This is a genomic window from Paenibacillus sp. P46E (assembly GCF_001909095.1).
GTDB classification, from domain to species: domain Bacteria; phylum Bacillota; class Bacilli; order Paenibacillales; family Paenibacillaceae; genus Paenibacillus_AQ; species Paenibacillus_AQ helianthi.
Genome location: NZ_LVYZ01000029.1, coordinates 61,903 through 80,438 on the forward strand (window position 1 = coordinate 61,903; position 18,536 = coordinate 80,438).

Annotated in this window: 20 protein-coding genes; 5 read left to right on the forward strand and 15 right to left on the reverse strand. The window is 51.8% G+C overall.

The window, feature by feature from the left end; translation table 11 throughout:
* From A3849_RS07435 to A3849_RS07455, 5 genes are all read right to left on the reverse strand, one after another.
* The gene (locus tag A3849_RS07435; RefSeq protein ID WP_074110835.1) at positions 1-429 is read right to left on the reverse strand and encodes a hypothetical protein; all 429 of its coding nucleotides are present in this window, start codon (positions 427-429) and stop codon (positions 1-3) included.
* Between the two features lie 129 nt (positions 430-558).
* Positions 559-2,385 carry a ribosomal protection-like ABC-F family protein gene (gene abc-f, locus A3849_RS07440; protein WP_074110836.1) on the reverse strand — a complete coding sequence of 609 codons (1,827 nt, stop codon included), beginning with the start codon at positions 2,383-2,385 and terminating at the stop codon, positions 559-561.
* Between the two features lie 447 nt (positions 2,386-2,832).
* On the reverse strand, positions 2,833-3,144 hold the full coding sequence (locus tag A3849_RS07445; RefSeq protein ID WP_083613394.1) for a hypothetical protein: 312 nt from the start codon (positions 3,142-3,144) through the stop codon (positions 2,833-2,835).
* A gap of 3 nt (positions 3,145-3,147) precedes the next feature.
* A complete protein-coding gene (locus tag A3849_RS07450) occupies positions 3,148-3,705 on the reverse strand; it encodes a P-loop NTPase family protein (protein ID WP_178382632.1) in 558 nt (185 codons plus the stop codon).
* Between the two features lie 106 nt (positions 3,706-3,811).
* Positions 3,812-4,774 carry a L,D-transpeptidase family protein gene (locus A3849_RS07455; RefSeq protein ID WP_074110837.1) on the reverse strand — a complete coding sequence of 321 codons (963 nt, stop codon included), beginning with the start codon at positions 4,772-4,774 and terminating at the stop codon, positions 3,812-3,814.
* Between the two features lie 242 nt (positions 4,775-5,016).
* Between A3849_RS07455 and A3849_RS07460 the strand changes: the two genes are divergently transcribed.
* Positions 5,017-5,487 carry a hypothetical protein gene (locus A3849_RS07460; RefSeq protein ID WP_074110838.1) on the forward strand — a complete coding sequence of 157 codons (471 nt, stop codon included), beginning with the start codon at positions 5,017-5,019 and terminating at the stop codon, positions 5,485-5,487.
* A gap of 116 nt (positions 5,488-5,603) precedes the next feature.
* Here A3849_RS07460 and A3849_RS07465 read toward each other — a convergent pair whose 3' ends face one another.
* The 3 genes from A3849_RS07465 to A3849_RS07475 all read right to left on the reverse strand — a co-directional run bounded on the left by A3849_RS07465 (position 5,604) and on the right by A3849_RS07475 (position 8,485).
* Entirely contained in the window at positions 5,604-6,629 is a 1,026-nt protein-coding gene (locus A3849_RS07465) for a diacylglycerol kinase catalytic domain-containing protein (RefSeq protein WP_074110839.1), read from the reverse strand.
* A complete protein-coding gene (locus A3849_RS07470; RefSeq protein ID WP_074110840.1) occupies positions 6,626-7,681 on the reverse strand; it encodes an SPFH domain-containing protein in 1,056 nt (351 codons plus the stop codon). The genes A3849_RS07465 and A3849_RS07470 overlap by 4 nt, the downstream gene beginning before the upstream one ends.
* Before the next feature lie 96 nt (positions 7,682-7,777).
* Entirely contained in the window at positions 7,778-8,485 is a 708-nt protein-coding gene (locus tag A3849_RS07475) for a copper homeostasis protein CutC (RefSeq protein ID WP_074110841.1), read from the reverse strand.
* 102 nt (positions 8,486-8,587) lie between these two features.
* Between A3849_RS07475 and A3849_RS07480 the strand changes: the two genes are divergently transcribed.
* Entirely contained in the window at positions 8,588-9,097 is a 510-nt protein-coding gene (locus tag A3849_RS07480; protein WP_074110842.1) for a GNAT family N-acetyltransferase, read from the forward strand.
* A gap of 98 nt (positions 9,098-9,195) precedes the next feature.
* On the opposite strand, the gene A3849_RS07485 is transcribed toward A3849_RS07480, so the two are convergent.
* The 5 genes from A3849_RS07485 to A3849_RS07505 form a co-directional block, all read right to left on the reverse strand.
* On the reverse strand, positions 9,196-10,164 hold the full coding sequence (locus tag A3849_RS07485; RefSeq protein WP_074110843.1) for a sugar phosphate isomerase/epimerase family protein: 969 nt from the start codon (positions 10,162-10,164) through the stop codon (positions 9,196-9,198).
* Positions 10,165-10,896 (reverse strand): ThuA domain-containing protein, encoded by a 732-nt coding sequence (locus tag A3849_RS07490; RefSeq protein ID WP_074110844.1) that lies wholly within the window; start codon positions 10,894-10,896, stop codon positions 10,165-10,167.
* Positions 10,897-10,949: 53 nt separating this feature from the next.
* Positions 10,950-12,026: a Gfo/Idh/MocA family protein gene (locus A3849_RS07495; protein ID WP_074110845.1), complete on the reverse strand. Its 1,077-nt coding sequence runs from the start codon at positions 12,024-12,026 to the stop codon at positions 10,950-10,952.
* Between the two features lie 6 nt (positions 12,027-12,032).
* Positions 12,033-12,980 carry an AraC family transcriptional regulator gene (locus A3849_RS07500; protein ID WP_074110846.1) on the reverse strand — a complete coding sequence of 316 codons (948 nt, stop codon included), beginning with the start codon at positions 12,978-12,980 and terminating at the stop codon, positions 12,033-12,035.
* Positions 12,981-13,225: 245 nt separating this feature from the next.
* Entirely contained in the window at positions 13,226-13,678 is a 453-nt protein-coding gene (locus tag A3849_RS07505) for a NanQ anomerase/TabA/YiaL family protein (protein WP_074110847.1), read from the reverse strand.
* Between the two features lie 268 nt (positions 13,679-13,946).
* Here A3849_RS07505 and A3849_RS07510 point away from each other — a divergent pair, with 268 nt between their 5' ends.
* Positions 13,947-14,546, forward strand: coding sequence for a hypothetical protein (locus A3849_RS07510; RefSeq protein ID WP_074110848.1), 600 nt, complete (start codon positions 13,947-13,949; stop codon positions 14,544-14,546).
* Here the strand turns inward: A3849_RS07510 and A3849_RS07515 are convergent, their stop codons facing one another.
* Positions 14,547-15,080 (reverse strand): NAD(+) diphosphatase, encoded by a 534-nt coding sequence (locus A3849_RS07515; protein WP_256700688.1) that lies wholly within the window; start codon positions 15,078-15,080, stop codon positions 14,547-14,549.
* A gap of 465 nt (positions 15,081-15,545) precedes the next feature.
* Between A3849_RS07515 and A3849_RS07520 the strand changes: the two genes are divergently transcribed.
* Together A3849_RS07520 and A3849_RS07525 are read left to right on the forward strand one after the other, a co-directional pair.
* Positions 15,546-16,283, forward strand: a complete 738-nt coding sequence (locus tag A3849_RS07520) for a glycerophosphodiester phosphodiesterase (protein WP_074110911.1) — start codon at positions 15,546-15,548, stop codon at positions 16,281-16,283.
* 2 nt (positions 16,284-16,285) lie between these two features.
* Positions 16,286-17,542 (forward strand): SLC45 family MFS transporter, encoded by a 1,257-nt coding sequence (locus tag A3849_RS07525; RefSeq protein ID WP_074110849.1) that lies wholly within the window; start codon positions 16,286-16,288, stop codon positions 17,540-17,542.
* Positions 17,543-17,572: 30 nt separating this feature from the next.
* On the opposite strand, the gene A3849_RS07530 is transcribed toward A3849_RS07525, so the two are convergent.
* Entirely contained in the window at positions 17,573-18,484 is a 912-nt protein-coding gene (locus A3849_RS07530; RefSeq protein ID WP_074110850.1) for a GGDEF domain-containing protein, read from the reverse strand.
* Positions 18,485-18,536 lie beyond the last annotated feature (52 nt).

The following is an 18,536-nucleotide window of genomic DNA, read 5'->3' on the forward strand; positions in this document are numbered from 1 at the left end:
CTATTGCTTCTGAACTTTAAATGTGAACGTCCATGTGGCTGTGTTGCCGGAATATCGCCCCCGGTTTTCGACGACAGTCACCTCTATGGCTTTGCTGATGGTTTTGGTTATTGCTGAGGCTTTGACAGAAGCGGTAGCTGTGGCGGATTCCGGAATTTTATCCTGCTCTTCCGCATACGCCTTCAGTTGAACACTTTCTGTCGATTTCAGGTCCAGAACCACGGATGAGCCCTCATTGATCTCTTTATCGTTAATATATGCCGTGGTATACCACTCATTACCCACATGATTGTTCTCAGTCAGCTCCGCACTGACCAAGGTTACTTTAACCTTGATGCTTTTGGATGCCGCCGAAGTGGACTGTACCGGTATGGCCATACTGAACAGGAGCAGCAGCATTACCATGATTCTAATTCCCTTATTACGCATTTGAGAGTGCCTCCCTCATATTTTAGCTGTATGATTTATACATTTCGCCAAAATATGCCATAACCCTCCAACGAATCTGTATTTTTTTGGATTTTTCGTTATCTCGCTACCCCAGGATGGAACGGGAGGTTATTGCCGCTCATGGATGGTCCGCCGCAGCTGCACAATCTCAGTCATCAGCTCGCGGTCTTCTTCCACCGTATCCCTGGCTTCGCTATGCATCAGTTGGGCCAGACGCAGCTTCATCAGCTGCAGCTCCCCTTCTTGTGATTGCTCATCCGTTGTAAGTACCCGGCTCCGGTCCTTGGACGAATATTCCTCATAGGTACCTGTGAACTGGCGGGGTGTCCCTCCACACTCCAGTACAAGCAGCCGGTTGGCCACTTTAGCATGCAAATACCGGTCATGCGAGACAATAACCAGTCCGCCGGGATATGAAGCCAGTGCTTCTTCCACCCGCTCCCGGGTATCGATATCCAAATAGTTAGTCGGCTCATCCAGCACAAGCAGATTGGCACGGCCAAAATACAGCCGCAGGAAGGCAACACGGCATTTCTCACCAAGGCTTAAATCACCGATCCGCTTAAACACATCCTCCCGGGGGAACAAGAAGCAGCCCAGAATGGTCCGCGCCTCCGTCTGCGTCATGCCGGGAAGCTCCAGCAAGCTGTCCAGTAGGGTGGATGACAGGGGCAGATCATCCAGTTCCTGGGCAAAATAACCCACCCGCGTGCGGGGATGCACACGCAACTCGCCACCGTCAGGCTCCAGCAGACCAGCAATCAGCTTCAGCAGCGTGGATTTGCCGGCACCGTTCGGTCCAAGAACAGCAAGACGGTCCCCGCGCCGTAAAGTTAGATTGAAATTTTCCAGCAGCGCAGGAACGCCGCCGTAAGCATAATGAATGCCGCTCATCTCAAGCAGCGAATCTCCCCGGAAAACTTCACCTTCCAGCTTCATGCTCAGCTGGGATATGGCACGCGGCAGCTCCACCCGGTTCTGCTCCAGGCGTTCGAGACTCGCTTCCTTGGCATGGAGCCGGGAGACGTTCTTCTTTGCTTGAGCGCGCCGGAAATCGTTCTGGCCGGCGGCAAGGTGGGCCTGCTGGAACCATTCCGCGTAACGACGGATGCTCGCCAGCAGCTTTTCCTTCTCCAGCTCCTGCTTTCTGTACTGCACCGCCAGCGTTCGTGACTCTACCTCCTTCTGCTCCCGGTACTGAGTATAGGCTCCCGGATATCGCCGACAGCCCTGCGGGCTTAGCTCCAGCACTGCCGTAGCCGTCCGGTCAATGAATCTGCGGTCATGGGACACGTAGAATACCGTCCCCGGATAATTCTGCACCCACTCTTCCAGCCAGACCACGGTCTCCTCATCCAGATGGTTCGTCGGCTCATCCAGGATCAGCAGCTTCGGCTGACGGGCCAGCAGCGCGGCAAGTTGAACCCTGGTCTTCTGCCCCCCGCTGAGCTGGCGGTATGGCAGGTTCCACACCTCCGGATTCAGGTTCAGCCGGCTAAGGCTTTGTTCTGCCTTGGCCTCCCAGCCATACCCGTCCAATTGCAGATAACGTTCATATACTTCACCGTATTCGGCCACAAGCACTTCATCGCTGCCGCCAGTCTCTTGGAGCACACGGCCCATCTGCTCCAGCCTGCGCTTAAGGTTATCCACTTCCGGCAAACCGGACAGAACATACTCCAGCGTGCTGACATCTGGCCCAATCTCCAGCTGTTGATCTAGTACTCCTCGCTCCTCCGGGGGCAGACCGTGGTAAACGTTGCCCTCCTCGAAGGTGTAACGTCCGATTAGCCCCTGCATCAGCGTCGTCTTGCCGATCCCGTTGCGTCCGAAGAGCAGCACACGTTCTCTCTCGGCAATTTCAAAAGAGACATCTGCGAACAGGGGAATCCCGTTCCATTCTTTACGTATATGTCTAACCTTGATTATGGTCATATCCATTCCTCCGCTTCCGTAAAAATACAAAAAAACCGCAGCCAGCGGCCTGCGGCAGAGCATGTATGAAGGAGGAGGATGCCATGAAACAACGCTATAGATATATTCCTCCCTTGTTTTATCGCAAGGCGAACCGTATATTTATCAGCTGCGTTCATCTGTTACAAACATCGTAAGGTCCCCGATCGACACACGTATCCCCTGACCGTACACCCCAAGCAGCAACGGCTGCGCCGTCCTTACCTGCTTTATTCCAAAGGGTGTCCCGTGGCTTGTGCATAAGCACATCCCTAGTTCATGGTCTTTTGAGAAGGAAACGTGTTAGTTATTCATCGCTTCGGTGAACCTCCGTAATTGTCCGAAATGTAATACTTCTTACAGCATATGCAACTCTACAAGTATAAACAAGGTCGAGAACCTTTATAATTAAAGTTTCCCATTCTGATATTACATCATTAGCGGGACAGCAAACGGCAGCAGGATCAGCAGCAGTGAGAGACTAGTTAGGCTGAACGTCAGATTGCGTCCCAGCCTCTGATTTTTGTCTGATTTGAACCAGCCCTTGAACTGCCAATAATTGCGGTAGAGCACAAAAAACAAAATGAGATTCCCCGCAGCAGCACCCCCCGGGTAGATCGTCCAGCCGTACATCAGCTTAAATAGCCCATATTCCAAGCCGCCCAGTAACCCTAGAGTCAGTAGCAGCAAAAGACACATCCGCAATATTTCCAGCACAAAGGTTGCCAGCTTACTCATCATACATCACCTCTCCACTTGAGTAGGAACTCCTCCTGCGGCTTCAGCCAAATGGATATTAGAGCTGCTCCAGCGCAGGATCTCCTGATTATTTTGGACAATTATCCGCTTGTGGGCATATTCCTCTGTCAGTTCCATAATTCTGGGCATATCTATCCGTTCATATTTCCTGTTCCATTCAAACAGCATCTGATACAAGTTCGTAAATGTTTGACTATAATTCCCCTGTTCCAGGCCAAGCCTGGTTTTCACGAATCTCCGCACTACCCGCAAGTCCTGAACTACCCGGTTAGGTCTGATCACGACAATGTAATCTGCCTGCCGGAAGCTCTCGCTGCCCCATTTATAGTGCACCCCTTCGATGATCCATGAGTTCAAAGTTGTGGTTTCTGCTAATAACGCGTCCCTGACCTCTGGTGTGTTCCGCAGGTTCGGAGCCGTTCTGTCCCATACAAAATTATCGGTTTCAAAGTAAGGAATACTGTAGCGCTTGGATAATTCCTTGGCTGTATAGGATTTCCCGCTTCCGCAGCCGCCAATGATCCGGATTCGAATCTCAATCACCCGCCTCCTATATAATCCCGTACTCTACGACAGGCCTCTGCCCTTTCCCTCTATAACTTCTTCAATATTTATCCTGAAACTTCTGCCCGTTCGAAGCTGATCCGTCCTAGAAAGTGACTGTGGCTTCCTGCTTGCTCCATTTGAACGGAAGACCGAACAACTCTGTCAGGCTGCCAAGCGGGAGATAGAGACGGTTATTCACATTTTTGGAGGCAATCATAGATAGGGTTTGACCCTGTACCACGGCTTGTGTGGTTAGCGGTTTATGTGTAACCGTACGGTTTCCTATAGTGATCTCCAGCGCACCGGTTCCAGCTTGCGGCTTCAGCGTACCTCCCAGCAGGGCCACTGTTTCTCTCAACGGAACAAAAACACGCGAACTCTCCAGGATGAGGTCATCCTTAAGCCTCAGCGGTTTGCCATCTATGATGAAGGTTCCTGCAAACGCGGTAATCCCGAATGAATAGCCGTTATTGGCAGCAATGCTGTCCAGGCTGAGTGATGATGAAATGATCACCACTTTTGTATTCCTGGCAATTTGCGGATACAGCCAGTGGATGTCTTCATTATGCATACGGATGCACCCGGCACTGACATATTTGCCGATGGACGATTCGTTATTATTGCCATGAATGGCGTACGTGGTTCCCTTTGTACCGTTCACTTCGAGTCCCAGCCAGCGGTCCCCAAGCGGATTCGCCGGATCTCCTCCGGGAATGTGCTCCTTATAATAAGGCCTGTTTTTGATCTTAACGACAATTTTGAAGCTGCCCTCTGGAGTGAGGCTTTTGGTTTTGCCTGTGGCAACCGGAAACGTCCGGACCAGCTTGCCGCCACTGAAATAGCCTAGCGTATTCGTCTTTTTGTTCACAACAATCAGTTCTGAGGACGATGCTGCCGATACCGTGGACGTTCCCGGGAAGCTTAATGTTAATAGAAGCACAAATACAAGCGGTAATGTAATACTCCGTTTCAGTGAGAAATAGAAGAAAAATTTGTAACGTAAAACAGCTAAATTATTATAGTTCCAAAAAGCCTTTGGTCTAGCAAATAAACCATGCAGATTCATGCTGCCCCTCCTCCAGGTTATGGGTGATTATGGATACCTTTTTCTAGATAGACGAAAGGAGGCCACAAAAGTTGCTGTGCTGCCTGTACCTTTCTTTTGAGCCCGTCCTTCCGGCAGCGAAGGAGTAATTGAGGGAATTCTAGCCGTCAGCTCAAGCAAATCAAGCACATGAATATTCAGTACTTTTCTCAGAGATAATAAGAACGCATGACCAAACCGAAATGCCAAGGAGGCAAAATATTTTGAATTCCAACATTTCCAGCCAAATCAACCAATGTGAGCAAATTATTCAGCAGCTGATGACTCAAACACAACAGGGGACACAAAATTATCAACAGTTGCTTCAACAAGAGCAGCAGCATGCCGCCAAGCTCCAGGAGCTGAGCCAACACAGTCAAAAGGCTATCCAGATGATCCAACAGGCTCTGCAAGGGCATCAGACAGCTATGCAACAGCTGCAGCATGTATCCCAACTGGTTAGACAGATGGAACAGAACTCCCAGATTTCCAGCTTCAGTACCGGAATCGGCACAGGGGCTCAAGGATTTAACCCATCCTTCAATCCAGCCTTCCATTCTTCCATGAACCAGCAGCCATCACCGATGCCACATATCCCAATGATGCCTTCCTTCAATTCGCAGCAAATGCATTCGCCAATGTCTCCAAATCAATCCTTTGGTTCATCCATGAATCAGGGCCGCAACTTCCAGTAATCAACAGCACTTCAATTTCAAAAGGGTTCCTCAGCAGCCTCTCTGTGGCTGACGGGGAACCCTTTCTGTTGTCCGGCTGGCAAGCAGACCGAACCCGTTACTGCTGAATGTTGCATTCATACCACCAGCCGTCCCCGCTTTTCGGCGAGCGTAATCGTCGCTTCCACGCCGGAATTGAACGCCAGAAAGTCATTTTCGACCCCATCGCTGAAGATGACCCCGTCCTCCGGCATCTGTGAGGTAATCTTCAGCGGGGCCTGGCTGCCGATCTCTCCGAAGACCAGGTCAGCGGAAGTCGTCCGGCTGGGAAAAGGCTCCCGAACCGTAAAGTACAGGTTCGGGTAATCCCAAGGCAGCCGCTCAGCCATCGCGGTGTATACCTCAGCCTCTCCGGTTACCGGCTGTCCTGCCGGATGTCCGCCTCTTCCTGCAGCCGGGACTGTGCGTGCTCCGCTTGCATTCTGCAGCTGCGCCGCGCTGTGAACAATCCCCGCCGCTCCGGCGAGCACGCTTTTGAGCCAGCCGGTGGAGCCCATGCCGGTGGAGACGATAATCCCGCTGGAGGACTGCTGCTCGGTGACACCGTTCAGCTCCAGCTGATAGCGGGCGGACACATGGGTCTTGCGGCCAATGAACAGATCATTGACGCCATACAGGCTCTGTCCGTCGTTGAGCTGCGCTTTGGCAAGCGTGACCTCACGCACCTGCCGCTGCCCCCGGAACACCTCCGGCACCAAATGCCGGAGATCCTTGACGGTGAATGGCAGCAGCACTCCGTCCCAGCGCTGCGGATCGGGATTGACCCCGATCAGCGGCTGCTCGTGCAAGTATTTTAACGTATTAGCCACAAGTCCATCCTGCCCCAACACCACAACGGTATCTTGCTCCCCAAAAATGAAGTTCGGCACATGCTGGCGTTCCAGCAGCTGCACCCGGCCCACCGCACCAAGCTCGATCACTGCGGTCTCCACTGCCTTGCGGTAATGAAAGTCCTCGCTGATATAATCGCTGAAATCCGCTCCCAAGCGTTCAATATAGAACTGCGCCTGCTGAATCGTATTGTAGCGGACCACCAGTTCTTCGAGCCGGGTTTTTCGCTTGATCAGGATGATCTTGTTCTCCGAGCTCCGGATCCCGCTCATCGTCCCCCGCCCCCTCTTGCAGCATTCCCGCCGTTTCCGGCTGAACCGCCCATCAGTCCCTGAAGCAGATCCGGTGAAATATTCAGCTGCCCAATCTTGCCAGCATTCTCCGCCAGCTCCTGGAAGGCGATTGCAATCAATTTATCGGGCTTCATCCCTACATTGGTCAGGGCCTGCAGTACACCAGGCGCTACGCCCTGCAGCGAATTCATCACCGCCGACAGCTCATAGGCTTTGGCATCTGCTTCGGCCCGCTGGTTGGCTACGGTCAAACCGATCAGCTCCTGCTTCTTCTCTTCAAGCGCGGTATCGAAGCTGAGCTGCTCCTCCATCATCGCGTTCTGCTTCTGCTTCACTGACCGCTCGGCGTCCAGCTGGGTTTCACGGATCTGTTTTTTCTTCGTCTCGACAGCAATTTCCGTATTCAGTTCATTCTCCTTCACGCGGCGCTCCTGCTCAATGGAGGCATTGCGGCGCTCATAGAGCGCATTGTCCGCACTCCGTAGAATCTCTTCCCGGGCTTGTGCTTCCAGGGCACGCAGTGTTTCCTTATTCGGGACAATGGCCAGAATCGACAGACCCATCAGCTCAATGCCCAGCTTCTCAATCTCCTCATTTCGTCCGGTCTCCTGGGTAATGGTCTTTGCCAGACGTTCACTGGACTTAATCGCTTCGCGCAGCGGCATCTGCTCCAGCTGCTTCTTCGTCAACACCTTGGCGATATTAATCACGCGCTGCGCCAGCCTGCCGGGATCGTCGGAGAGATACGTATTTTTACGCAAATTGTAGGTGTAATTAAGAATCTGTGTGGTCTTACGGTAGTCGACAATCCGGTAGGTCAGCTGCCCCTGTACGGTCACTGTCTGGTAATCATTCGTAATTTCCTCGAACATGAACGGAACATCAATCGAGGATACCGGAACCACAACAACCGAGGTCGTAGGCGCATAATAATGAAAAGAAAGCCCCACTCCTTCACGCACTACCTTGCCGTTCTTCACCTTAAGCACATAGTCACTGGGCTGGAATTTCACGAATCTGAATCCGAACATAGAAATTACCTCCTGTTAACTTTTTGTTATTAACATTTTGTTATTAACAACATTTTAGCACAGGTAGTTGATATTATCAAGTTGTTAATATCAGAATTATAGCGGCCGGTCTCCCTTTAGTGAATTCAGAATACTGCGTACCGACTGAACCCGCACCGGGTCTACCGGCTTCAGCGGATCTCCGTCTTCCCTTACTGCAGAGCCAAAATGCACCCGGCTTACTCCTGTCTGTGTGATGAACTCACTGAGACCATCGGCGGTTAAGCCGCTGCCCGCAAGGATGGAGACGGAAGAACCGGAGGCCAGCTGCTCAAGAACTGAAATCCGCTCTTTCCCCTCGGGCGCCGTATCCCGTCCTCCGGAAGTCAGAATATCCGTAATCTGAGGGTAGCGCGATAAGATCTCCAATGCTGCAAGCTGATTCTCTGCCTCGTCAAAAGCCCGGTGAAACGTAACTTCCATCCCGCCCGCAGCCTGCAGCAGCCTCTTGAGCAGTTCTTCGTCAACCGTCCGGTCAGGATGGAGCATTCCCATGACAAGGGATAATCCGCCTACGGCTGCAATGTGACGGATATCCCGCAGCATCGTCTGCGCATCGGCTTCATCATACCGGAAAGAACGGGCATGCGGGCGCACCATCACCCTTACCGGGAGGTTGACGGCTTCCCGTACACCTTCTATCAGTCCCAGACTTGGAGTCAGCCCGCCCTCCCGGATGCCGGTAATCAGCTCTATCCGGTCCGCCCCGTTCCTTTCAGCTATAACCGCATCACTCACCGTCGTTGCAATAACTTCCAGCAGCATGTTATATCTCCTCTCCGTGCAGCAGTTAAAATTGAATACTTCCATCTTATCGTTATAATGAATTTCATACGATATTTTTTAGTTGGAGGGAATGAACAACGGATGAGCCATGAAATTACTATCACACAGCTTGAAGAGCTACAACCAGAGATCCTGCAGCAACTGAACAAACTAATAATTGATGTCGTAGAAGATGGCGCATCTATCGGATTCCTGCCTCCGATGGCAGCGGTAGAAGCTTCTGCCTTCTGGCAGGATGTGCTGGCACCGGGCGTCCTGCTCTGGGTAGCACTCGAGGGAGAAACCATAGTGGGCACGGTGCAGCTCCATTTCGTACTGAAGCCGAACGCCCCGCACCGGGCAGAGATCGCCAAGCTGATGGTGCATCCTGAGCACCGCCGCAAAGGCATTGCCCGCCTGCTGATGGATACCGCAGAGCAGGCAGCTGCGGCAAATGGCCGGACATTGTTGGTGCTGGACACACGCGAGGGTGATCCTTCCAACCTGCTCTACCAATCACGCGGATTTGTGGAAGCAGGCAAAATCCCGGATTATGTAATTTCCGGCGATGGGAAAATGTCCGCCACGGTGATTTATTATAAGCATCAGTAGGGCAAGGGTGGGCAAGCGAAGAAAAAGCCATCACTGCCTGCACAATAAGCAGGCCGGTGATGGCTTTTGAACATTTTACTTATACAGCTCTTATTCCCCTACGCCCACCACATATCGAGCGGCTGCTCGCGGATCAGGATGGACTGCAGGTTGGTCACTGCGCGGTGAAAGCCTTCATCCACAGACATCAGCGGATCTTCATGCTCAATGCTTACCACATAATCATAGCCATAGGTGCGCAGCGCGCTCATGATATCGGACCATTCGGACAGGCTGTGCCCGCAGCCGACTGAACGGAAGGTCCATGCCCGGGTTTGCACATCGCCGTAAGGCTGCATATCTGTCAGACCATACATATTAATATTGTCCTGATCCAGGTATGTGTCCTTGGCATGGAAATGGTGAATCGCTCCGGCCTTGCCGAGAATTTTGATCGCACCCACAGGCTCAATGCCCTGCCACCACAAATGACTCGGGTCCAGATTTGCTCCAATCGCCGGTCCCGTCGCTTCTCTCAGCTTGAGAATCGTATACGGAGTATGGCACAGGAAGCCGCCGTGCAGCTCGATGCCAATCTTTACGCCATGTTCTTCCGCAAGCTGGGCAATCTCCTTCCAGTAAGGAATTAGTTTGTGCTCCCACTGCCAGGTTAGAATATCGCTGTACACTGTAGGCCAAGGTGTGACCGGCCAGTTCGGTGCTTTGGCCTCGTCGCTGTCCCCGGCTGTGCCCGAGAAGGTATTGACCACGGCAACACCCATCAGTGAAGCGAGCTTGATCGACTTACGCAGGATTTCGTCGCCTTGGCGAGCTTCTTCTTTATCCGGTGAAATCGGGTTGTTATGGCAGCTGAAGGCGCTGATCATAATGCCGCGTTTCGTGAACTTTTCCAAATAGGCCTCACGGGCCGCTTCGCTCGCCAGCAGCTCATCCGTAGGACAATGCGGATTGCCGGGATTACCCCCGGAACCGATCTCGACGGCATTCAGGCCGGCGGCAGCGATTTTATCCAGCATCTCATCCAGGCTCAGACTTCCAAATACGGGATCAAATACTCCTAATTTCATCTAGACTCCCACCTTTTCTTTGATTGGCTCCAGCGCCTCGGAATGTCCATACACAGGGTAGTCGCGCTTGGCTCCGGCACACCAGTTCACGCCGTTGATAATGACCTGTTGAATCTCTTTGTTGTAATAGGTCGGATACGATTCATGTCCGGGCTGAAAATAAAAAATCTTCCCGCTGCCGCGCCGGTACGTCGATCCGCTCGGAAATACGTTCCCGCCTTCGAACCAGCCGACAAAAATCAGCGACTCCGGTGCCGGAACATCAAAGTGAGCTCCATACATCTCTTCCTGCTCTAGATCAATATACTCGCCTATGCCTTCGGCAATCGGATGGCTCGGGTCCATGACCCACAAGCGTTCTTTTTCACCGGCTTCGCGCCATTTCAGATCACAGCTTGTCCCCATCAGCTTCATGAAGATTTTGGACATATGCCCTGAATGCAGCACTACCAGCCCCATGCCCTGAAGCACACGCTGATGAACACGGTTCACGACCTCATCGCTCACTTCCTGATGGGCCACATGCCCCCACCATACCAGCACATCGGTGTTATTCAGCACTTCCTCTGTCAAGCCGTGTTCCGGCTCATCCAGCGTTGCTGTCGCTGTATCCAGTCCGGCATCGCTGAGAAAAGAAGCCAACTGGGCATGAATGCCCTGCGGGTAGACCTGCCGGATGCGCTCTTCCTCACGTTCATGACGATATTCATTCCATACGGTTACTCTGGTCACTATGAACACACTCCTGGCTCTTATGTCGTTGATCGTATTCGGGATTTCTCTGTTTATTCAAAAAATACGGGCATTCCCGTCTCCGACGATTTGTAAATGGCCTCCAAAATACGGGTGACCACCAGCGCCTGTTCCGGCTTCACCACCGGCTCCGTGTCATTCACAATGCTGTCGATCCACTGCTTGGCCTCAGCCACCGCAGGATCATCCCCGGCGCCGTCGTAGAAATCCACACCGGCCGCATCCAGGCCAATATGCTTCTCATATGTTTTGCCGTATTCTTCTCCGTTGATCCGCAGCCCCTTCTCCATATCGGCTCCGCCTTCTGTGCCGCAGAGTACGGTTCTGGCTTCGCCTACATCCAGGGTATTCAGCGCCCAACTGGCTTCAAGAACAATGGTCGCTCCGTTCTCCATGGTAATGAATCCGATAGCAGAGTCTTCAACAGTGAATTTCTCCGGGTCCCATGGCCCCCAGGCATTCGCGGCGTTCTTACGGCCGGACAGCTTGTGATAAGCATTGCCCACGGCATATTTAGGCTTGTAATTGTCCATCATCCACAAGGTAAGGTCGAGGGCATGAGTCCCGATGTCGATCAGCGGTCCGCCGCCTTGCGCCTCCTCATCCAGAAATACTCCCCAAGTTGGTACCGCGCGGCGGCGGATCGCCTTGGCTTTGGCATAATAGATTTCTCCAAGTCCGTTATTCTCACATACGGTATGCAGGTAAGCCGAATCCGGTCTGAAGCGGTTCTGGTACCCGATGGTCAGCTTGCGGCCGGTCCGCTTAGAAGCATCAATCATTGCCTGCGCTTCCGCAGTTGTCTTGGCCATCGGCTTCTCACACATCACATGTTTGCCGGCTTCCATGGCAGCGATGGAAATTTCCGCATGGGAAATGTTCGGTGTGCACACATGAATCACATCTATACTTGTATCCTTAAGCAGCTCTTTATAATCGGTGTAGACCACAGCGCTTTCATTACCGAAGTCCACTTTTGCCTTCTCGGCTCGTTCAGGTACGATATCGCAGAAGGCTACCATCACGGCTCCCTCTACTTTTTGCAATGCGGGCATATGTTTGCCGTTCGCGATTCCGCCGCAGCCGATAATTCCTATTCTTAATGTCATTCAGGCCTAACCTCCACTGGTTTTGATATCTCTATCATACAAATCCGCCCCGGCGCTTTCTTCCTGCATTCTTGCTGAATTATTCCTGAATATTGTCTTATGGTACCTCAGCGGAGATATTCCGGTTGCATCCTTGAAAAAATGATGAAAGGTCTTCACGCTCCCAAACCCCGCGGCTTCGGCCACAGCAGACATGGGCAAGTCCTCATTTAACAGAATCCACTTCGCTTTGTTCAGCCGGTATTCATTCAGAAAAGCAACAAAGGTCATCCCTGTATTACGCTTGAACAGCTTGGTGAAATAATACGGGCTGAAGCCCATGTAACGGGCCAACTCGTTCAGGGAAATCGCCTTTTGATAATGCTGCTCCACATAGGCAAAAATCCGCTCCAGGCGTTCCATCGTTTCCCGGGACTGGGTTAGCGTATCCTCGGAGAACTTAGGCTCCCGCTTGATTCTGCTCTTCGGAATCTCCCGCAAAATAACGGTCAACAGCTCGAACATCCTCGCTTTGATCATATAGGCATAGCCTTCCCGCCGCTGGGTATCTTCCTCGTAGATGCTCTCAATCAGGGGAATGATCCGGGCAGCCGCCCCCTCCGGCCATGACTGGCTTGAGTGCTCCATCTCCGTGAACAAATCCCGCAGGGAATAGCCGCTGTCTCCCAGGGCAGCAACTTCCTGAAACAAATTCAGGTCGAACTGGATCACCACCCGCTCACTTTCGGGCGAAGCGAGAAAATAATGCACGTCCCCGCCGTTAATGAACTGAATTTCGCCCTGTTCCATACGGATTGGGGTATCATTAATTCCCAAATTTAGTCTTCCTTTAGTAACATAGATGATTTCGATTTCCTTATGCCAATGCGGATAACAGAGCTCATCCCCTCCACAAATCAGACTGCGAAAGGGAAAGTGCTTATCCACATCCGGAAGTTCCAGATATATACTCATGAGTGCGGCTCCTTGTCCGTATGATGCACTGCTTATCGTTGTAATCTGCCTGCTATGTAGAGTGAAGTTGAGAAACTAACTTGCTGTATTTGAGAAATCCTTGAATCTCACGTGTTTCGTCTTGAAACGGAGATTCCAGATGCAATTCATTATACTCTGGATCAGCTTTGCAAGCATGTAAAAAGGAGCCTAACGGCTCCTCAGATTGTGTTATTAATAAGAAGTATATTGTGCAGTCCCGGTAATCACAGCTTAATCTTCAGAACTACTTTCCGCACCGCTTCGCGTTTCCCCGCCTCAATCCCTGTCATATGCCCGTCCTGCGGATAGCAGACCACTAGCGCTCCCGGTCCTGCGGTTACTGTGGATTTCACTGCACCTGTGAAGAAAATCGCATCCTTATCAGCGCTGTAATCGTCCCGCACCTCAAGCTGTTCGATAGCGGCGTAGCCAATCCGCTCTGTGCCTTCCAGAATATAATGCAGATCCAGGTTCACTCTGTGCGCTTCCCAGAAGCACTCCCCGGCATCCTTAGTTTCATATTCATTAATGAAATAAAACATTTCATCGTCCACATCATGGCGTCCAGCCGCCTGTCCGGCAAAGTCGGTATCGCGCAGGAACTGCAGCCCTCTCTGAATCTTCTCTCCGTAAGCCGCCTCATTCTCCAGCAAATGGCCCAATGTATCTACAATCATCGCCGATATCCCCCTGTAATCTCTAGTTTGTTCCACCTTGCGGAATAAAAAAAATAATATAGTATCCGCAGAAGCACAGTCTATGTATTTGTTCACGTCCCTTGAGCATATCTATTACTATTGGAGGCATACGCTTCCAAACTAAGTTTTGCACGCCGGGGATTCACAGGAGTAACGCTCACAAAACTTGGCATATGCTTTCGGAGTAAGTTTTGCACGCTGGGGATTCACAGAAGTAACGCTCACAAAACTTTTAGGAGGCGGTCTAATGCTCCATTTCCTGATGTATATGTTCGCCATATTGGGTATTTCGCTGCTGCTCACAGCAGCAGTGCTGCAAATCAGACGATCCCACCCGTCGTCCACCCGGAACGTATCGGCCCATGGCCTAGCATCCTTCAATTCCAAATTCCCCGGGCATTATATCACCCCGGATAAATCCCACATCATCGCTCTGGATGAAGAAGGTAAGCACATGGCGGTCGGCATCTATGATCCCATCAGCCCGGAAGGCACAGCACCAGCGATGTTCCTGTATGAGAACATTCTGGGATCGGAAATTGTAGAAAATGCGCTAACGCTCACCAAAGTCAGCAAAACCAGCCGCATTACGACCAGTGCGGTCAGACGGACTCCGGGCACAGTCGCCCATTCGAACACAATCGAAACCAATCCAGGTGCTGAAACTACCGAAGTTATCAATGAACTCACTCTAAAAATCTATCTCGACAACGCGGATACTCCGGTGCTCTCCATTCCGTTCCTACCGGGACCGTCCCCGGCCAAAAAATCCGATTCCGCCTACTCCCAAGCCTTCTCAGAGGCTCAACAGGTCCATGAAATGCTTCGCGGCATTATGTCGGCGTGACTACCGGACTGCAGGTGTGAAGCTCTCCAGGGTCCGGCCCTTGGTCAGCTTATCCAGGATATTCAGCAAAAAATGCTCCGCTAGGCTGCCCTTCAATATGGCATCGGCGGCCTCCTCCAGCGTGAACCACTGGGCGTGGTCCAGCTCCGCGCTCATTCCGCTCAAATCCTCCGTATCCGCAATGCTAATGAAGTTAAGCATTAATGTATTCGAAGGAGCAAAATACTCGCTGCGCATATATTCATAAGCGATGATGTCCAGCCCTGCCTCCTCTTTCACCTCACGGATCAGCGTTTCTTCCGCGTTCTCGCCCTTGTTCACGTAACCTGCCAGCAGGATGAAGACGGGGCGGTTATACTGCTGAATCAGCAGTATTTTGTCCAGCCCCCGGTTTAGAACTGCCGTACTCATTGCTGTACTAAAGACCGGGAACCGAAACACCCCGCAAGCCTCGCAAAAAGGAACCTCCCCCTCCCCGTTGCATTCCTTCATCACCAGCTCTGTTCCGCATTCCAGACAATATTTCACAGCCATCTCTTCTTTCTATGATTGTTATGATCCCATAATCGAACTTAAGATTTGTCACACAGAATAAAGGTTACAGGCACACCAGGTGGAAATTCTCCACCACCTATTTCTGATTTTCACACCTGGATTGGTGAATTAGTGTACCTTTTTCCACTCCGTTCCTTGGGACAACGGGTCAGACTGCTCATTGTGGAATCTTTCTCTGTCCATCCTGAGACCGAACTTTCCAATCCCGCTTATTGAACATAAATTTTATTTTAAGCCATTCCAATAGAACACACCATGCAAAAATGCCCTTACTGCTTGTTTCTGTTCCATTAACGTCATCCCAATGTTAAAATTTCCAAATCATCGCCTTTTTGCTACCCGGGGACAGGGTTTCATGCTGTAGTGTGGAATAAGAAATATGGAAGTCCGCACCTGCTGCGGCAGAAGTATACCAACACAAATGAGACGGAGGAACTGAACGACATGAACAAGACGATTAATTTTGCACACCGTGGTGCATCCGCGGTCTGCCCGGAGAATACGATGGCGGCTTTCCGCAAGGGACTGGAGCTGGGTGCAACCGGCATCGAAACCGATGTACAGATGACCTTGGACGGAGGGCTGGTCCTCATTCATGACGAGGATCTAAGCCGTACTACGAACCGGAGCGGATTGGTGAAGGATAAAACTTTGAGTGAGGTACTGGAGGCGGACGCCGGTTCATGGTTTGGAGCTGCATTCGCGGGGGAACGCATTCCCGCCCTTGAAGAGCTGCTGGATTTGGTGCACGGACGTGACACAATCCTCAATATTGAGTTGAAAAACGGCATGTTCCTCTACCCCGGCATGGAGGAAAAGGTCATTGCCGCCGTGCGGGAATACGGCATGAGTGAGCGCGTAGTGCTGTCCAGCTTCAACCACTATTCACTTGCGTACTGCAAGTCGCTGGCACCGGAGATCCGCACGGGCATTTTGTATGGAGAGGGCTTATACCGGCCTTGGGATTATGCGGCTTCCCTGCAGGCGGATGCGCTGCATGCCTATCATTTTGCTGTACTGCCTGAGTTTGTTGCCGAGGCGTCGGAGCATGGAATTGTCTATCATCCGTGGACTGTAAATGATCCCGAGCGGATGAAATACCTGATCGATGCCGGTGTAGCGGGCATTATTACCGATGTTCCAGATGTACTCGCAGGACTAATGGCGTCCAAAGGAGTGTGACTGTGAAAAAAGTCTGGCTGCTTGGCTTCGGTTTCTTCAGCATCAGCATCACCTGGAGCTTATACAACGCGTTTGTCCCTTTTTTCCTGGAGAAATATGTGCATAGCGTCGCCCTGATCAGCTTCATGATGACCATCGATAACTATTTTGCGTTGTTTCTGCAGCCGTGGATTGGCAACCGCAGTGATCGGACAGCTACCCGTTTCGGGCGAAGAATGCCCTATTTGATGATCGGCATGCCGCTGGCTGCCGTGCTGACCCTGCTGATTCCTTTCCACACCGGACTGTTCACTCTCCTGCTGTTCATGATGATGATGAATCTGGCCATGAGCCTGTATCGTTCGCCGACCGTCGCACTGATGCCGGATATAACGCCGGAGCCTCAGCGCACCAAGGCTAACGGACTGATTAACTTCATGGGCGGAGTAGGATCTATTTTGGCTTTTGGCGCAGGGTCCTATCTCTATGATGTAAGCCCTGTGCTGCCATTTGCGGCTGCCGGACTGATCACGCTGTTATGTCTGTACATCGTGTCGAGGTTTATTCGGGAGGATCGGGATGGGTTCATGGGAGCCGCAGTGAATGCCGAAGTCATTCCAGGCGCTGAGCGTAGTTCCCAAGTGACGGGCAGAAGCGGCCCGATGGGCAGGCCAGCACGCATCTCCCTCACCAAACAGCTGGACCGGACAACGGTCTGGCTGCTGGCGGCGATTTTTTTCTGGTTTGTGGCTTATCAGGGGGTCGAGACGCTGTTTACCTTGTATGGCAAGCATCATCTGGGGCTTAGCGAGCAAGCGGCTTCGTTCTCGCTCACGTTCTTTTCGCTTGCTTTTGTAACCTTTGCGATTCCCAGCGGCTGGCTGGGCGGGCGGTTCGGGAAGAAAAACATCATTATTCTCGGTGTATGCGGACTGATGGCGGTATTTGCTCTCGTGGGGTTTGCGGAAAATGTACTCCTGCTGCGTGGTCTGCTTCTGCTGGGCGGGATGTTCTGGGCTTGTATCAATATCAATTCCTATCCCTATGTGGTCGCTACAGGGGACGAAGAGAGTATCGGTACGCGGACGGGAATCTACTATTTAGTCTCATCACTCGCTGCCATTACATCTCCGCCCCTGCTGGGGCTGCTAATTGATCTTACGGATTACTCCATCCTGTTCTATGCTGCCACGGTTAGTATGGCATTCGCCCTGGTGTGCCTGCTGATGATGAAGGGGCGTGCAAAGACAGTGAACACCGTTTACTCTAAAAAAGCGTAATTAGAAAACAAACCCGGCAATAACACCAGCTTACGCCCGCATGGAGCTTCGCTTATGATCAAGTTCTTTGGGGCTGGTTACACCGCCGTGGAGCAGGCTCACCGATTGGCCAGCCGGTTTGGCAGGGTTGGTATTCTCCTCCTTATACACGGAGTAGCGGCCGCTCCCCAGCTGCTTGGCATTATACATGGCCGAATCGGCCTCTTTGAGCAGCTTCTGGCGGTCGATCTTCCCATGGCTCATGGTGATGCCGATGCTGGCTGAAACAAACAGTTCATGTTTCTCCAGTCTATAATTCCGGGTCGTCTTCTCCAGAATCCGTAATGCCAGCTGCTCCGCTTCTTTGCGGCCGCAGCGCTTAGCGATAATCACAAATTCATCGCCGCCGATGCGGAAAATATGCCGTTTCCCTTTGCTCGAGAATTGGCTCAGTGTGGTACCGACCGCCTGAAGCAGTAAATCGCCCACATGATGCCCCAGCGTATCGTTGATGGATTTGAAACGGTTGAGATCCAGAAACAGTACCGCGAGCTGTTCATTAGGTTTGCAATGATCCCAGAAGTGGTCCATGCCGTTCTTGTTCAGGAGACTGGTTAATGAATCACAGTAAGCCAGTTCCTTCAGCTGTTCCCGCTCAGCTAGCAGCATACGCAACCGGGAGAACAGGTAGAGCATTCCCGTCAACGTCAGAACATACAGTGTAAGCGGAAGGACGAATCCGTCTTTACCGGATGCGAATCCAGTACCCTGGAGGGACTTCAGGCCCAGCAGGTGCATGGCGCTCATTCCGGCACCTGCAATAAAGATTATTAAGACCGCGCGGACCGCGCGGTTTTTTTGATTTCTGCCGCTGAATTTCCGGGACAGATAGAACATGCTATAGACAGTCAATGCTGCTATGAGCACCGAGGATGCGGCCAGCATATAATTTCGGGCTTCCATGGTCCAATTGCACTCCTTTTGCGTGTGAATAATTTCGCACTTTGAAGCTTTA

Coding starts and splice junctions, on each gene's coding strand:
- A3849_RS07510 (WP_074110848.1), top strand. CDS start 13,947: ATGCTCCATTTCCTGATGTATATGTTCGCCATATTGGGTATTTCGCTG.
- A3849_RS07445 (WP_083613394.1), bottom strand. CDS start 3,144: ATGATGAGTAAGCTGGCAACCTTTGTGCTGGAAATATTGCGGATGTGT.
- A3849_RS07515 (WP_256700688.1), bottom strand. CDS start 15,080: ATGGCTGTGAAATATTGTCTGGAATGCGGAACAGAGCTGGTGATGAAG.
- A3849_RS07495 (WP_074110845.1), bottom strand. CDS start 12,026: ATGACATTAAGAATAGGAATTATCGGCTGCGGCGGAATCGCGAACGGC.
- A3849_RS07475 (WP_074110841.1), bottom strand. CDS start 8,485: ATGCTGCTGGAAGTTATTGCAACGACGGTGAGTGATGCGGTTATAGCT.
- abc-f (WP_074110836.1), bottom strand. CDS start 2,385: ATGACCATAATCAAGGTTAGACATATACGTAAAGAATGGAACGGGATT.
- A3849_RS07520 (WP_074110911.1), top strand. CDS start 15,546: ATGAACAAGACGATTAATTTTGCACACCGTGGTGCATCCGCGGTCTGC.
- A3849_RS07505 (WP_074110847.1), bottom strand. CDS start 13,678: ATGATTGTAGATACATTGGGCCATTTGCTGGAGAATGAGGCGGCTTAC.
- A3849_RS07480 (WP_074110842.1), top strand. CDS start 8,588: ATGAGCCATGAAATTACTATCACACAGCTTGAAGAGCTACAACCAGAG.
- A3849_RS07455 (WP_074110837.1), bottom strand. CDS start 4,774: ATGAATCTGCATGGTTTATTTGCTAGACCAAAGGCTTTTTGGAACTAT.
- A3849_RS07500 (WP_074110846.1), bottom strand. CDS start 12,980: ATGAGTATATATCTGGAACTTCCGGATGTGGATAAGCACTTTCCCTTT.
- A3849_RS07530 (WP_074110850.1), bottom strand. CDS start 18,484: ATGGAAGCCCGAAATTATATGCTGGCCGCATCCTCGGTGCTCATAGCA.
- A3849_RS07470 (WP_074110840.1), bottom strand. CDS start 7,681: ATGTTCGGATTCAGATTCGTGAAATTCCAGCCCAGTGACTATGTGCTT.
- A3849_RS07435 (WP_074110835.1), bottom strand. CDS start 429: ATGCGTAATAAGGGAATTAGAATCATGGTAATGCTGCTGCTCCTGTTC.
- A3849_RS07485 (WP_074110843.1), bottom strand. CDS start 10,164: ATGAAATTAGGAGTATTTGATCCCGTATTTGGAAGTCTGAGCCTGGAT.
- A3849_RS07465 (WP_074110839.1), bottom strand. CDS start 6,629: ATGAGCGGGATCCGGAGCTCGGAGAACAAGATCATCCTGATCAAGCGA.